11 protein-coding genes are annotated in these 13,988 nt (G+C 75.2%); 6 read left to right on the top strand and 5 right to left on the bottom strand.

The window, feature by feature from the left end; genetic code table 11:
• Positions 1-362: 362 nt before the first annotated feature.
• A complete protein-coding gene (locus ABZ818_RS39670) occupies positions 363-1,280 on the top strand; it encodes an RICIN domain-containing protein (protein WP_361426281.1) in 918 nt (305 codons plus the stop codon).
• A 6-nt stretch (positions 1,281-1,286) separates the two neighbouring features.
• On the opposite strand, the gene ABZ818_RS39665 is transcribed toward ABZ818_RS39670, so the two are convergent.
• The 4 genes from ABZ818_RS39665 to ABZ818_RS39650 form a co-directional block, all read right to left on the bottom strand.
• Positions 1,287-1,781 (bottom strand): universal stress protein, encoded by a 495-nt coding sequence (locus ABZ818_RS39665; RefSeq protein WP_361426278.1) that lies wholly within the window; start codon positions 1,779-1,781, stop codon positions 1,287-1,289.
• Positions 1,782-1,801: 20 nt separating this feature from the next.
• Positions 1,802-3,004 carry an arsenic transporter gene (locus ABZ818_RS39660; RefSeq protein ID WP_361426275.1) on the bottom strand — a complete coding sequence of 401 codons (1,203 nt, stop codon included), beginning with the start codon at positions 3,002-3,004 and terminating at the stop codon, positions 1,802-1,804.
• A gap of 137 nt (positions 3,005-3,141) precedes the next feature.
• Positions 3,142-3,855, bottom strand: coding sequence for a DUF4232 domain-containing protein (locus ABZ818_RS39655; RefSeq protein WP_361426272.1), 714 nt, complete (start codon positions 3,853-3,855; stop codon positions 3,142-3,144).
• Between the two features lie 194 nt (positions 3,856-4,049).
• Positions 4,050-5,414, bottom strand: a complete 1,365-nt coding sequence (locus tag ABZ818_RS39650) for a serine/threonine-protein kinase (RefSeq protein WP_361426269.1) — start codon at positions 5,412-5,414, stop codon at positions 4,050-4,052.
• A gap of 46 nt (positions 5,415-5,460) precedes the next feature.
• On the opposite strand from ABZ818_RS39650, the gene ABZ818_RS39645 reads away from it, so the two are divergent.
• The gene (locus tag ABZ818_RS39645) at positions 5,461-6,012 is read left to right on the top strand and encodes an RNA polymerase sigma factor (protein WP_361426266.1); all 552 of its coding nucleotides are present in this window, start codon (positions 5,461-5,463) and stop codon (positions 6,010-6,012) included.
• Positions 6,013-6,025: 13 nt separating this feature from the next.
• Here ABZ818_RS39645 and ABZ818_RS39640 read toward each other — a convergent pair whose 3' ends face one another.
• Complete coding sequence (locus ABZ818_RS39640; protein WP_361426263.1) at positions 6,026-8,401, bottom strand: SpoIIE family protein phosphatase; 2,376 nt, start codon at positions 8,399-8,401, stop codon at positions 6,026-6,028.
• A 339-nt stretch (positions 8,402-8,740) separates the two neighbouring features.
• Here ABZ818_RS39640 and ABZ818_RS39635 point away from each other — a divergent pair, with 339 nt between their 5' ends.
• The 4 genes from ABZ818_RS39635 (at position 8,741) to ABZ818_RS39620 (ending at position 13,911) form a co-directional block, all read left to right on the top strand.
• A complete protein-coding gene (locus tag ABZ818_RS39635) occupies positions 8,741-11,023 on the top strand; it encodes a glycoside hydrolase family 9 protein (protein ID WP_361426260.1) in 2,283 nt (760 codons plus the stop codon).
• A gap of 150 nt (positions 11,024-11,173) precedes the next feature.
• Complete coding sequence (locus tag ABZ818_RS39630; RefSeq protein WP_100571383.1) at positions 11,174-11,419, top strand: hypothetical protein; 246 nt, start codon at positions 11,174-11,176, stop codon at positions 11,417-11,419.
• Positions 11,420-11,422: 3 nt separating this feature from the next.
• The gene (locus tag ABZ818_RS39625; protein ID WP_361426256.1) at positions 11,423-11,800 is read left to right on the top strand and encodes a toxin Doc; all 378 of its coding nucleotides are present in this window, start codon (positions 11,423-11,425) and stop codon (positions 11,798-11,800) included.
• Positions 11,801-12,264: 464 nt separating this feature from the next.
• Complete coding sequence (locus ABZ818_RS39620) at positions 12,265-13,911, top strand: RICIN domain-containing protein (RefSeq protein WP_361426253.1); 1,647 nt, start codon at positions 12,265-12,267, stop codon at positions 13,909-13,911.
• Positions 13,912-13,988: the final 77 nt, after the last annotated feature.

Raw genomic sequence — 13,988 nt, 5'->3', positions numbered from 1 at the left:
ACGGTCCGTACCCGGCCGGACGGCCTGACGGTCCGTACCCGGCCGGACGGCCTGACGGTCCGTACCCGGCCGGACGGCCTGACGGTCCGTACCCGGGCGGCGCCCTCGGCACCGACCCGGCGGGTAGGCCCGCCCCCGAGATGTTCGCCGCCGCGCCCTTCGCGGCCCCCGCCGCTGCCGAGCCCTGGGGTTCCGCCCCGCCGCCCACCACCGCGGCCGACGGCCCGGTCCCGCAACCGGCACCGGCCGGTCGCGGTACGGGGGCCGAGCCGGGCTCTGGCGATCGCGGGGCGCCAACGCCGGACGCGCAGCCGGCACCGGCCGGTCGCGGCGCCGCGACAGCGGGACCGGGGGATGGGGTGGTGTCGGCAGGCGTGAAGGCCGGGGGCCGTGCGGCCGCGCGGGGGCGGTCGGCCCGGAAGGCGGCGCGGCGGGCGCGGCAGCGGAACCTGGCCATCGCGGTGGCGACGGTGAGCGGGCTGGTCGTGCTGCCGATCGCGCTCTGGGCGGTGCTCGGCCCCGGGGACGGAACCCCGACGCGCCCCGAAGGGCAGCCTTCCGGGCCGCCCGGCACCGGCGCCTCGGCCTCCTCCGGACCGTCCTGGACCGGAGCCGGGACGGCGGCCAGGGGCACCTTGCGCGGACGGCTGCACAACGCCGCGTCCGGACTGTGCGTCGACGTCGTCGGCAAGAAGGCCGTCGAAGGCGCGGAGACCGAGCTGAAGGCCTGCTCCTCGGCCCCCGGCCAGCAGTGGGTGTACGAGACCGACGGCCTGCTGCGCAGCGGCGCCGCGCCCGGCCTGTGCCTGGACTCCCGCCTCGGCTACTCGGTACGGCTCGCCCCCTGTGTGGACGGCTCCGGACCCGGCGCCAGGAACATCCGCTACGACTTCACCCTTCAGGGCACCCTCGTACCCCGTTTCGACCAGGACCTGGCCCTGACGCCCGCCGCCACCGACGGCGGCGGCGCCCTCGTGCTCAAGACCCGTGCGAAGAGCGACACCCAGCGCTGGGCGATGGACAGCTCCACGCCGGAGCTCCAGATGGAGGTCGTCAACTGGGACCTGGACGGCGGCTCGTCGGCCCGGCCCGGCCCCGGACCGTCCGAGCCTGCGAAACCGGCGGCGCCGCCCGCCCCGGCCCGCAGCGCGCCCCGGACGACCCCGTCGCCCACGCCCAGTAGCGCCGAGCCGTCCCCCACGGACCGCTGCTCCTCCCACGGCCACCCCTGCTCGTGGGACGACCGGAACAGGCGCCACCGCCACGGCGGCGGCCGCTGAGCGACGTCAGCGGTGGTGCGGCGGCGGGGGAGGCGGCATCGTCGTGAGGTCCGGCGCCGCCTCCGGCCACACCAGCAGCACCGCGCAGGGCGCGTGGTCGACGGCGAACCGCGCGGCCGGACCCAGACTGTGCGGGCCGAGCCGCTCGCGGTCGCCGTCGCGGGCGAGCACCAGCAGGTCCGCGTCCTCCGCGGCCGCCACCACCTCGCGCTCCACCCGCCCGCGCCGCTCCATCCGGGTGCACGGCCGCCCGAGCCGGGCCGCGGCGGCCTCGAGCAGCTCGGCCGCCGACGTACCGCCGAGGTCCGTCAGCAGGTCGCCCGGGTCGCGCTCGGCGCGGCCGCGGCCCAGCAGCCCGACGAAGGCCCCGTGCGCCACCGCGGGCACCTCCGGCCCGCTGACGTGCAGCAGGACGACGTCGGACGCGTGCGGAGCATGGGTGCGTACGGCGTCCACGCAGGCGGGCCAGGTGCCCTCCACCAGCCAGGTGATCACACGCATCCGGTCGGCCTCCTTCCGTTTCACAGCACCGTCAGCGCCCCCCACAGTGCCACCACGGCCGGTACGAGCGCGGCCGGCACGGCCAGCAGACCCAGCCGGGTGAACTCCCTGAGGTCCACACCGTGTTCGTGCTGGTGCACGATCCGCCGCCACAGCAGGGTCGCCAGCGACCCGGCGTAGGTGAGGTTCGGGCCGATGTTGACGCCGAGCAGCACGGCGAGGACGGCCCCCGGCCCGGTCGGCGCGGTCAGCGGCAGCAGGACCAGCACCGCGGGCAGGTTGTTGATCAGGTTGGCGAGGACGGCGGCCAGCGCGGCGACGGCGAGCAGCGCGGGCAGTCCCGTACCGCCGGGCAGGACGTGCCCGAGGGCATCGGCGAGACCGTTGTCGACCACCGCGCGGACCACGATGCCCAGGGCCAGGACGAAGGCGAGGAAGGCCGGCGCCGCGGCCCGCACCACGCTCAGCGCCGTCGCCCTGCGCCGCAGCAGCGCGCGCCCGGCCAGTACCAGCGCCCCCGCCAGGCCGGCCCACACCGGCGCCACGCCGAACGCGGAGGCCACGACGAACCCGGCGAGCGTGCAGGCCACGGTGACCAGGGCGAACAGCGGCAGCTCGGGCGTCTCGCCGGTGCGCGGCGAGGGCACCGCGGTGGCCAGATCGCGGGCGAAGAAGCGCCGGAACACCAGGTACTCGGCGCCGATCGCCACCAGCCACGGAAGCGCCATCAGCGCCGCGAACCGGGTGAAGCTCAGCCCGCTCGCCGCGAACGCCAGCAGATTGGTGAGGTTGGAGACCGGCAGCAGCAGCGACGCCGTGTTGGACAGATGCGTGCAGGCGTAGACGTGCGGTTTGGGCCGTACGCCGGTGCGGGCGGCGGTCGCGAACACGACCGGCGTCAGCAGTACGACCGTGGCGTCCAGGCTGAGCACGGCGGTGATGGCGGACGCCAGCGCGAACACGGAGGTCAGCAGCCGCACCGGGCGGCCGCGCGCCCGGCGGGCCATCCACGCCCCGCAGGCCTGGAACAGCCCGTCCACGTCGCAGAAGTGGGCGAGCACCAGCACCGCGGCGAGGAACCCGACCACCGGTCCCAGCCGCTCCGCCTCGGCCAGCGCGTGCTCCAGCGGGATCACGCCGGTGGCGACGGCGATCCCGGCGGCGGGTACGGCCATGACCGCCTCGGGCCAGCCGAAGGGGCGGACGACGGCCCAGGCGAGCACGGCGACGAGCAGGACGACCGAGAGGGCCTCGGCCAGTGGAGTGTTCAGTGCGGTGTTCCTCCGGACGTGACCGACGGTGCCCGCCCATCAAAGGGCCGCGCCGGGCCTCCGCGGGAGAGCGCCGCCGACGGGGCGGGTCAGGGCTCGGTGCCGGGGCTGAAAACCGTCAGGAACACCGAGGAGGCGTTGCCGCCCACGGGCACCTCGCCGGCCGTCCACTTCACGGTGAGGTGGTCGCGCTCGTCCGGCGGTGTGACGATCAGCGAGGCGGGCGTCGCGGTCTTCGCGCCGCTCACCCCGGGGTTGGAGAAGGTCAGCCCCGCCCACGCGCTCTGGCCGGGCTTCAGCGTCACCGTGGCGGGTGTGCCCGAGGACCGCTTCGGGTCAGGGCCCAGCTGCCTGCCGGAGGCGTCCACGAAGGCGGCGCCGGGATAGCCGCGCACGGTGCAGGTGCGGCCGGAGGTGTTCGTCAGGACGACCGGGAAGTTCTCCTGCCCGGCGCCCGGGTTCTCGCGGCCCACCGACGCCCTGAGTTCGGAGGTGTGACAGCGGGTGCTCGTGGCGGGGGTGCGGGTGCCGCCCGTGTTCCGGGCGGTGCCCGGGGCGGAGCCGGTAGCCGTGCCGCTCGGGGGCGCGGCGCCGCCGCTGGGTGCGGAGCTCGTACCGGGGGTCGTGCCGGGTGCCGTCCCGACGGTGGTGCCGCCGGTTGCGGGCGCGGCGGTGCCGGACACCTTCTGCGGAGCGCCACTCGTGCCGCTGCCGTGGCCGCAGGCGGTCAGCGGCAGGCCCAGCAGGGCGACCGCGCCGACGAGCAGGGCCGCCCGGCGGGCGGACGGGGACTTGTGCGCCATGTTCCACACTCCTGGGTCGCTCGCACGCGGTGACCGCGTGCCTCCGGCGCCGGGTGCGCCGTCCTGAGTGTCCGATGCACGGACCGGGCGAAAAGTTCGCGGCCGCCCGCACCTTTCTCCCGGTGACTTCTTCCCGCGCGGACCCCGGCCGGCTCTCACCCGTACGGGGTGGAGCGGCACGCACCCGTACGGGGTCAGGTGACGCGCAGGGAGCCCAGTACGCGCTCGGTCGCGTCGCCGCCGCCGTGCTGACGGATCTGCACGTACACCTGCGGCCGCCCGCCGCCGGCCGGGACCAGCGCGGTCTCCGTGAGCCGGCCGCCGCCGGGGCAGCCGCTCCAGGTCCGGATCCGGCCGTGCCACCGCCCGCCGGTGTAGGCGCGGGCGCCGTCGTAGTGGCAGCCCGGGTGGCCGAGGGCGTCGACCCGGGCGGTGACGTCGCCGTGCTCGCTCAGTCCGGCGAACACCCCGCGCACATCGGCCCCAAGGTCCTGCCACCGGGTCAGGTCGTCGGCGACGGCGAGTCCCGGCTCGTGCCCGGCGGGCAGCTCCAGCGCCGCGGGATCCCAGCCGGAGTCGCGCAGTTGGCGCCCCCAGCCGTCGGGCACCCGCACCGCGATCCGGCCGGTGGCGTCCTCGACGTCCACGCCGGAGGCCGAAGACGGCCGGTTCACCAGGGCGAAGGCGGCCCCGGCGACGGCGACGGCCGCCACGGTGGCGGCCAGTGCGACGGTCCTGGACCGCCCGCGCGGGCCGACGGCGGCCGCCGAGGCCGAGGACAGCCGGTCCAGCTCGTCCGCGAACGCCTCGGCGGTGGGCCAGCGCCGCTCCCGGTCAGGTTCCAGGGCCCGCATCAGGGCCCGGGCGACACCGGGGTCCAGGTCCGGCCGCAGCCGCTCGGGCCGTACCACCTCGCCGGGCTCGGCGGGCACCGTGCCCGTGACGAGCCGGTAGCCGACCGCGCCCAGGCCGTAGACGTCCGCCCGCGCGTCGATGCCCGCGCCGGGCCCGGCCTGCTCCGGCGGCCGGTACCCGGCGGAACCAGCCGCCAGGGTCAGCCCCGAGGCCTGCGCCAGGTTCTTGGCGAGCCCCAGATCGGCGAGCAGCACCCGGCGGGTGCCGTCCGGCGCGGTGCGCAGCAGCACGTTGCTCGGCTTGACGTCCCGGTGCACGATGCCCGCCTCGTGCAGGGCGTGGGCGGAGCGCGCGGCCAGCGCGGTCAGCCGCAGGGCCTCCGGCACCGGCAGCGGACTGGCGGCGAGCAGGTCGGCGAGGGTGCCGGCGTCGGCGTACTCCATGACGAAGTACGGTCTGCCGTCCGGGAGTTCACCGATGTCGTAGACCTGGACCACCCGGGACGAGCCGGCCTTGCGCAGCAGCCGTGCCTCGGCCAGGAACCGCTCGCGCACGTCGAGGCGGTGGGACCAGTTCTCGGCGAGGACCTTGACGGCCACGGGGGCCTCGAGCTCGTCGTCGTGGGCGAGCCACACCGTGCCGAACGCGCCCGTGCCCAGGCGCCGTTCGAGCCGGTAGCGGCCGATCCGCTCGAGGGAGTGCATGCGACTATCATGCCTGCCCCGGGATCGACGCAAAGGGGGCCTTGTCGTGCAGAACGCCGCGCCGGTCGAAGACCTCGCCCGCCGTGCCGCCGCCGGTGACGGCGCCGCGCTGGAGGCCCTGCTCCAGCAGGTCCGGCCCGAGGTGCTCCAGCGCTGCGGGCGTTTCCTGCCCTGCCGCGAGGACGCCGAGGAGGCCGCGCAGGACGTGCTGCTCCAGATCGCGCGGAGGATCACCTCGTTCGAGGGCCGCAGCCGCTTCAGTACCTGGCTCTACACGGTCGTCGCCAACTGCTGCCGCCAGAAGTACCGGGAGCTCAAGCGCCGCGCCGCCGAGCAGCCCGCGCGGATCGAGCCCGCGCAGTACGCCGACCCGCGCACCACGAGCGTCATCGCGGGCTCCCGGGTGGACCTGCTGGAGGCGCTGGAGCGGCTGGAGCGGGAGCATCCCCACCTGGTGGCGCCGCTGGTGTACCGGGACATCTGCCGGCTGGAGTACGCCGAGGCCGCCGAGCGGGCGGGCATCCCGCTGGGCACGCTCAAGTCGCGGCTGTACGAGGCACGGCGGCGGGTGCGGCCCTGGCTGGCCGACGAGTCCTGAGACCCGGCCGGGTTCACTCGTCCTCGATCAGGCTCAGCTCCGCCCAAATCGTCTTGCCCTCGGCGGTGTGCCTGCTGCCCCACCTCCGGGTGAGCTGGGCGACCAGCAGCAGGCCGCGGCCGCCCTCGTCCCAGGTCTTGGCCCGGCGCAGGTGCGGAGCGGTGTGGGTGGTGTCGGACACCTCGCAGGTCAGGTGCGACTCGTCGTGGATGAGCCGGAGCCGTATGGGCGGGGTGCCGTACCGGATCGCGTTGGTGACCAGCTCGCTGACCACCAGTTCGGTGGTGAACGCCGCCTCGCTCAGCCCCCAGTCGTCGAGCCGGTCGACGACCTGCTTGCGGACGGGCGCGACCAGCGAGGGGTCGGCGGGGATCTCCCAGGTCGCCACCTGAGAGGGCGGCAGGACGCGGGTGCGGGCCAGCAGCAGCGCCGCGTCGTCGGAGGCGCCGCCCGCCGGCAGCAGGGTGTGCAGGACGCGGTCGCAGGTCTCCTCCAGCGAGCCGCTGCGCGCGGCCAGCGCCTCGCACAGCAGCCGGTGCCCGGCGTCGGTGTCCCGCTCGCGGCTCTCGATCAGCCCGTCGGTGTAGAAGGACAGCACGCTGCCCTCGGGCAGTTGGAGCTCGACGCTCTCGAACGGCAGCCCGCCCAGGCCCAGCGGCGGACCGGAGGGCAGCTCCACCCGGCGGGGCGGGCCGTCCGGCGGGACCAGCACCGGCGGCGGGTGCCCGGCGCGGGCGAGCGTGCAGCGGCGCGAGACCGGGTCGTACACCGCGTACAGACAGGTCGCGCCGACCTCGCCGGGCCGTCCCTCGGCCCCGGCCTCGGCGGACAACCGGGCCACCACGTCGTCCAGATGGGTGAGCAGCTCGTCCGGGGCGAGATCGATGTCGGCGAGGGTGCGCACGGCGGTGCGCAGCCGGCCCATGCTGGCCGAGGCCTGGACACCGTGCCCGAGGACGTCCCCGACGACCAGGGCGACCCGCGTCCCGGACAGCGGGATCACGTCGAACCAGTCGCCGCCCACCCCGGCCCGGGCCGCCGGGAGGTAGCGGGAGGCCGCTTCCACCGCGGCGGTGCGCGGCAGGCTGCGGGGCAGCAGGCTGCGCTGGAGCGCGAGGGCGGTCTCCCGCTCGCGGGAGTAGCGCCGGGCGTTGTCGATGCAGACGGCGGCGCGGGCCGTGACCTCCTCGGCCAGCAGCACGTCGTCGGGCATGAAGGGGGCGGGCTGCCGGAACCGGGTGAAAACGGCGACCCCGAGGGTCACGCCCCTGGCCCGGATCGGCACGGACATCGTGGCGTGGACGCCGAGTTCCCGGGAGTGCAGGCGGCGCACCGGGTCCCAGGACAGCCACTTCTCGAGGTCGCCGGATTCCTTGGAGATCACCACGGAGTGGCCCGTGACCAGGGAGGCGCCCTGCGGGGAGGTGGCCGGGTACGGCTCGGTCCGCCCGGTGGTACCCAGCGCCTCGGGGCTGCCCGCGTTGATGGAGCCGTGGGCGGCCCGGCGCAGCACGACCGGCATCGTCACCGGCCCGGTGAGCGGTTCCCCGCCGTGCTCGGGCGGGTCCAGCAGGTCGACGCTGACGAAGTCGGCGAGGGCCGGGACGCAGACGTCGGCGAGTTCCTGCGCCGTCCGGGCGACGTCGAGGGTGGTGCCGATGCGCACACTCGCCTCGTTGACCAGTTGCAGCCGTTCGCGCGCCCGGAACTGCTCGGTGAAGTCGTGCGCGGCGACGCACACCCCGCGCACCCGTCCCTGCCGGTCGGTGATCGGGGACATCCGGGCCAGCCAGGCGCTCACCTGGCCGTTGCCGCCTATCGGCACGTACGTCCGCACGTCGTTCCCCCGGCCGGTGGTGAGGACCCGGTGCATGTGCCACTCGAAGTCCTCGCTCTGCCGGCGGCCGCCGATCTCGGAGATGCGCAGGCCCCGCAGCCGATCGGCCGGCACCCCGAGCACATCCGCCATGGCGGCGTTCATCCCGTGCAGCCGCAGCCGCTCGTCGTAGATCGCCACGGCGCAGGGGGACTGCATGAGCTCGGCCCGGGTCAGCGGGTCGTCGGGGTCCGGGGGGCCGCCGCCCTCCAGCGGGGTGACCAGGAGCCAGTTGCCGCCGTCCTCCGGGCGCCGGTGGTGGGCCAGGACCCAGACGGGCACGGCGCGCCCGTCGCGATGCCGCACCGTCAGCGTGCCGTTCCAGCGGGGCTCGTCGGGAAGGGGGGCGTCCGGGGCGTCGGCCAGCAGGGTCGCGGCCTGCTCGCCCAGCACCTCCTCGGGCGCCCAACCGAGCAGCCGGCGCGCGCCCTCGTTCCATTCGACGAGGACGCCGTGCTCGTCGACGACGGCCCGAGCCGTGGCGGCATCGTCGAACGGATACACGGGGCTCATCGTCGCCACTCCATCGCGCACACTCACAGTGAACAGGTGCGTCACTTCCGTTCCAGCCTAGTGCGTGGCGGCGCCGTACGGACGGCGACCCCCCTGCTGGTCGAACGCAGTCATGCGGCCGGGCCTGCCGTGCGGTGCGCCGGTGCCGGGGACGGACGCGTCGGCGCCTCGGACGGAAGGCCGGTGCGGCCGTCCGGCGGGGAAGGCCGTGCCGGCGGCCCGGCAGGCAACACGTCCCGTCGGGACCGTTGACGGATGTCGTGGCTGCAACAAATATGGTGCTTCGCCCTTGGGAGCGCTCCCATGGCGCCGCCCGTACCTCCTCCGAGGAGCCCAGACGTGAAACGACGCAGAACCACCCTGCTGTCCGCGGCAGCCCTGCTCGCGGCGGCCCTCACCACCCTGCCGTCCGCCCCGCAGGCCCTGGCCGGCGAGGTCGAGCAGGTCAGGAACGGCACCTTCGACACCACCACCGAGCCGTGGTGGACGACGAGCAACGTCACCGCGGGCCTGTCCGACGGTCGGCTGTGCGCGGACGTGCCCGGCGGCACTGCCAACCGCTGGGACGCCGCCGTCGGACAGAACGACGTCACCCTGGTGAAGGGCGAGACCTACCGGCTGTCGTTCACGGCGACCGGCACCCCCGACGGGCATGTCGTCAGGGCGCTCGCGGGGCTCTCGGTGGCGCCGTACGACACCTGGTTCGAGGTGAGCCCGCAGCTGAGCGTCTCGGGGAACGCCTACTCCTACACCTTCACCTCACCCGTCGACACCACCCAGGGCCAGGTCGCCTTCCAACTCGGCGGCACCGCGGACCCTTGGCGCTTCTGCCTGGACGACGTGTCGCTCCTCGGCGGGGTGCCGCCGGAGGTGTACGAGCCCGACACCGGGCCCCGGGTGCGGGTCAACCAGGTCGGCTACCTGCCCGGCGGCCCCAAGAACGCCACGCTGGTCACCGACGCCGGCACCAAGCTGCCCTGGCGGCTGCGCGATGCCCGCGGGACCGTCGTGGCCCACGGCTGGAGCGCGCCGCGGGGCACGGACGTCTCCTCCGGGCAGAAGGCGCACTCGATCGACTTCGGCACCTATCGGGGGAGCGGCAAGGGCTTCACCCTGGTCGCCGACGGCGAGACGAGCCACCCGTTCGACATCCGTGCCGACGTCTACGACCAACTCCGCCTGGACTCCCTGAAGTACTACTACACCCAGCGCAGCGGCATCCCGGTCCGCGAGGACCTGCGCCCCGGCTACGCCCGCCCGGCCGGCCACCTGAACGCCGCACCCAACCAGGGCGACGCCAAGGTGCCCTGCCAACCGGGCCTGTGCGACTACACACTCGACGTCACCGGCGGCTGGTACGACGCCGGCGACCACGGCAAGTACGTCGTCAACGGCGGCATCACGACCTGGGGGCTGCTGAGCACCTACGAGCGCACCCTGCACGCGCGCACCGCCCGGCCCGCGAGCCTCGGTGACCGGACGCTCGCCGTCCCGGAGAGCGGCAACAAGGTGCCCGACATCCTGGACGAGGCCCGCTGGGAGCTGGAGTTCCTGCTGAAGATGCAGGTGCCGGCCGGGCAGCCGCTGGCCGGCATGGCGCACAGCAAGATCCACGACGAGCAGTGGACGGGGCTGCCGCTGCTGCCCGGCCAGGACCCGCAGAAGCGCGAGCTGCACCGGCCGACGACCCAGGCGACCCTGAACCTGGCGGCGACCGCCGCGCAGGCGGCCCGCCTCTACGAGCCCTACGACCGGGCCTTCGCGGCGAAGGCGCTGCGGGCCGCGCGCACGGCCTGGACCGCCGCGCTCGCCCATCCCGCGGTCCACCCGGACCCGGACGACGGCATCGGCGGCGGCGCGTACCCCGACGACAACGCCACCGACGAGTTCTACTGGGCGGCCGCCGAGCTGTACCTCACCACCGGTGAGCGGCAGTTCGCCGACCACGTGACCAAGTCCCCGCTGCACACGGCCGACATCTTCGGCAGTGTCAGCTTCGACTGGGCCGCCACCGCGGTACCCGCCCGCCTCGACCTCGCCACCGTCCCGAGCAAGCTGCCCGGCCGGGAGAAGGTGCGCCAGTCGGTGATCAAGGGCGCGGACAAGTACCTGGCCACGCTGAAGGCGCAGCCCTACGGCATGCCGTACGCGCCCGCGAACAACGTGTACGACTGGGGCTCCAACAGCCAGATCCTCAACAACGCCCGGGTCCTCGCCGCCGCCTACGACCTCGACGGCGCCGTGAAGTACCGCGACGGCGCGGTGCAGAGCATGGACTACGTCCTGGGCCGCAACGCCCTCAACATCTCCTACGTCACCGGTTACGGCACGGTCAGCTCCCGCAACCAGCACAGCCGCTGGTACGCCCACGAGCTCGAGCCGAGCCTGCCGAACCCGCCGAAGGGCACCGTCGCGGGCGGGGCCAACTCCAGCATTCAGGACCCGTACGCGCAGAGCAGACTCCAGGGCTGCGTGGGCCAGTTCTGCTACATCGACGACATCGAGTCCTGGTCGACGAACGAGACGGCCATCAACTGGAACGCGGCGCTGGCCTGGATGGCCTCCTTCGTGGCGGACCAGGGCCGGCCCGCCGGACCGCCCGCCCACCCCGGACACGGGTGAGCGAGCCGGACCGAAGGAGCGCCGCCGCGTCCCCAGCGGCGCGGCGGCGCGCGGCCCCGACCGCCGCGGACCCGCCCCTCGGTACCGCCGTCCCGCAGCTGTGATCAGCGGATATTTACGGGAAAGTACCCGCGCGGTACCGTGTGGACCATGCCAGCTCTCAACGTGGAGTTCAGCGACCGCGAGCTCGAGGACCTGCGTCAGATCGCCAAGGAGCGCGGTACGTCGATGAAGGCACTCGTGCGCGAGGCCGCCGCCGCGGACATAGCCCGGCACCGGGCCCTCCAGGAGGGCGCCGAGGCCTTCCGGCGGTTCTTCACCGCCCACGCGGACGAGTTCGCGACGGCCTTTCCCGAGGACGAGACAGCCACGAAGGGCGAGGGGCGGGCAGCCTGACCGATGACCCCCGTCATCCACATCGACGTTCCCTGGCTGCTCCAGCGCCACGAGGAAGTCCTGCCGGACCAGCCCGCCGTCGACGACTTCTCGGCCCTGGTGGCCGCCGTCGCCCGTCACCGCGTCGACCCGCCGCGTCTCGGCGTCGATTCGGACCCCGCCTGGCGGGCCGCCGCCCTGCTGCACACCCTCGCCGTGCTCAAACCCCTGCCGTCGGCCAACGCCCGTTTCGCCTGCGCGACGGCCGTGGCCTACATGTTCGTCAGCGGCGTCGGCATCGACCCGCCCTACGGCGCCCTCGTCGACCTCAGCCGCGACCTCATGTCCGGCAAGGCCGACGTCTACGGCGCCGCCGACCGCCTGCGCTCCTGGGAGATCTGACACCGCTCGCCGTATGTCCCCCGGGGCCGCCGGCCGTGGGCGGGAGGAGCACGGTCGGCGGCCCGGCGCGCGCAGGAGAGCCGCCGTCCTGCGCCGGGCCCCCTGGAGAGGCCGACACCAGTGCACTCCCGGGCCGGGCGTGCGGGGAGCGTGCGTGCGGCGCCGGTGTGTGCGCGTGCTTCACACGGGGCGCACGGCGATGGTGGTAACGCGTAGGCGTGCACCGCTCGGTGGCTACGCGCACAGCGCCCGGTGACTCCCGCTTCCTGAATTTCCGTCAATGATGCCCGTGTTGTCGGTATGTCTTGTTGTGTGTCAATGAGCTGTGCAAGGCTGAGCGGCCCGTGCGTGGGCAAGGGCCGGTCCTGAAGGGACAGTTGGGGAGTCGAGCCGATTCGTCCGCCGGCCGTGTGCCAGACCTGCGGGCCCGCTCCACACAGGTACGTACCAAAGGAAGCCTCTTCGTGCCCACCCCCCACCCCACCCGTCCTCCCAGCCCCCCGCCCGGCGGGATCCCCGGGGAGCCCGACGAATCCCTCGCCGCCCGGCTCACCGGAAGCACGGACGACGAAGTCGCCCACTGCGTCGCCCTGCTGATCGCCCGCCACTGGCAGCCGGTCCACGACTACGCGGTGATCTGCCTCGCCTCCCCGGCGCCCCTCGCGGCCATGGTGACCTCGGCCGCCTTCCACCAGGTCTTCGACCGGCTGACCCTGGGCGAGCCGGGCACCGCGCTGCGCCCCCGGCTGCTGCTGACCGTGCGGGACACGGTCCGGCTGTGGGCTGCCGAGGACCGCGTGTCCGCCGCCCTGCCCGAGCTGCACAAACCCGCCGGAGGCCGGGGCATGCGGACCGCCGCGACCCTGGTCCCGGAGAACCGCCGGCTCGCCCAGCGGTCCTTCGAGAGCCTCGCCCCGGCCGCCCGGTGCCTGCTGTGGCACACCGAGGTGGAGGCCGAACCGCTCGGCGTCCCGGCCGGGTTGCTGGGCATGGACCCCGACACGGCCTCCCGCACCCTGGGGGAGGCCAGGGACAAGTTCCGCGAGGACTGCGTGCGCGCCCACCGCGAACTCGCGCCGACCGACGACTGCCGCTTCTACAACCGGCTGCTCGACGTGCCGATCCGCCGCGGCGGCGCCCTGCTGCCGGACGTCGAGCGGCATCTGGACGACTGCCGCTACTGCCGCGACGCCGCCGGGCAGCTCGGCCAGGTGGAGAACGCACCGGGCGCGCTGCTCGCCGAGGCGGTGCTCGGCTGGGGCGCCCGCCGCTACTTCGACTCCCGCCCGGGCCGGGCCGGGCACGCCGCGCGCCCGAAGGGCTCCGCCCGGCACGGCGGGGGACGGCCGGCCGGAGGCGGCCGGCACCGGCTGCTGTCCCGGATCATCGCGCCGGTCCGCCGCGCCCAGGGTGGCCCGCGGCCGTCCCGGGCGCTGCGCACCGGCCTCGGCCTCGTCTCCGCCTCCCTGCTCGCGACCGTGCTCGGCGTCAGCCTGTGGTCGCACGGCGACGGCACCGCCCCGGCCGCGTCCACCGGCGCCTCCGGCACCCGGGACACGGTGCACGGCGCCGACTCCGAGGCCCCGTCCGGCGGTTCCGCGGCACCCGGCACCGCCGGGCCGTCCCCGTCGACCGAGGAGACCCGGCTGCGCAACATCGCGGCCGGCCTGTGCCTGGCCGTCCGGGGCGAGCCGAAGGCCGGAGCCGCCACCGCACTGGCCGAGTGCTCCTCGGCCTGGAGCCAGCGGTGGACGCTGGAGGACGACGGGCTGCTGCGCAGCGTCGCCGACCCCGGCCTGTGCCTGGACTCGCACGCGGACACGGGCGTGGTCGTCCTCGGCACCTGCGCGGAGGCCGGTGACGGGCGGGGCCCCGACGTGCGCTACGACGTGGGCGCGCAGGGAGAGTTGCAGCCCCGCTGGGGCGAAGGACTCGCCCTGACCTCCGCCTCGCCGCAGGCGGACGCGGACATCGTCGTCAAGGTCGGCGACGGCACCGCCGCGCAGCGCTGGGCGGCCGACTCGGCGTCGGTGACTCCGGGGCCGCTGTCGGTCGCCGGGCCGGGCACGCCGTCCGCCCGCCGGGCCGCACCGCCGGACGTCACCATGTGAGCGGCCGAGGGGCCCCCCCCCCGCCCGCCCGCCGCCCCCCCCCGCCCGCCCCCGGGCGGGGGGGGGGGCGGCCCGAC

Source organism: Streptomyces sp. NPDC047453, assembly GCF_040643155.1.
GTDB lineage: Bacteria > Actinomycetota > Actinomycetes > Streptomycetales > Streptomycetaceae > Streptomyces.
This window is presented reverse-complemented; position numbering and strand designations above follow the sequence as displayed.

Bases quoted from the DNA above. Each gene is read 5' to 3' on its own strand.
- ABZ818_RS39665 (WP_361426278.1), bottom strand. From the start codon at position 1,781: ATGCGTGTGATCACCTGGCTGGTGGAGGGCACCTGGCCCGCCTGCGTG.
- ABZ818_RS39625 (WP_361426256.1), top strand. From the start codon at position 11,423: ATGACCCCCGTCATCCACATCGACGTTCCCTGGCTGCTCCAGCGCCAC.
- ABZ818_RS39655 (WP_361426272.1), bottom strand. From the start codon at position 3,855: ATGGCGCACAAGTCCCCGTCCGCCCGCCGGGCGGCCCTGCTCGTCGGC.
- ABZ818_RS39630 (WP_100571383.1), top strand. From the start codon at position 11,174: ATGCCAGCTCTCAACGTGGAGTTCAGCGACCGCGAGCTCGAGGACCTG.
- ABZ818_RS39640 (WP_361426263.1), bottom strand. From the start codon at position 8,401: ATGAGCCCCGTGTATCCGTTCGACGATGCCGCCACGGCTCGGGCCGTC.
- ABZ818_RS39650 (WP_361426269.1), bottom strand. From the start codon at position 5,414: ATGCACTCCCTCGAGCGGATCGGCCGCTACCGGCTCGAACGGCGCCTG.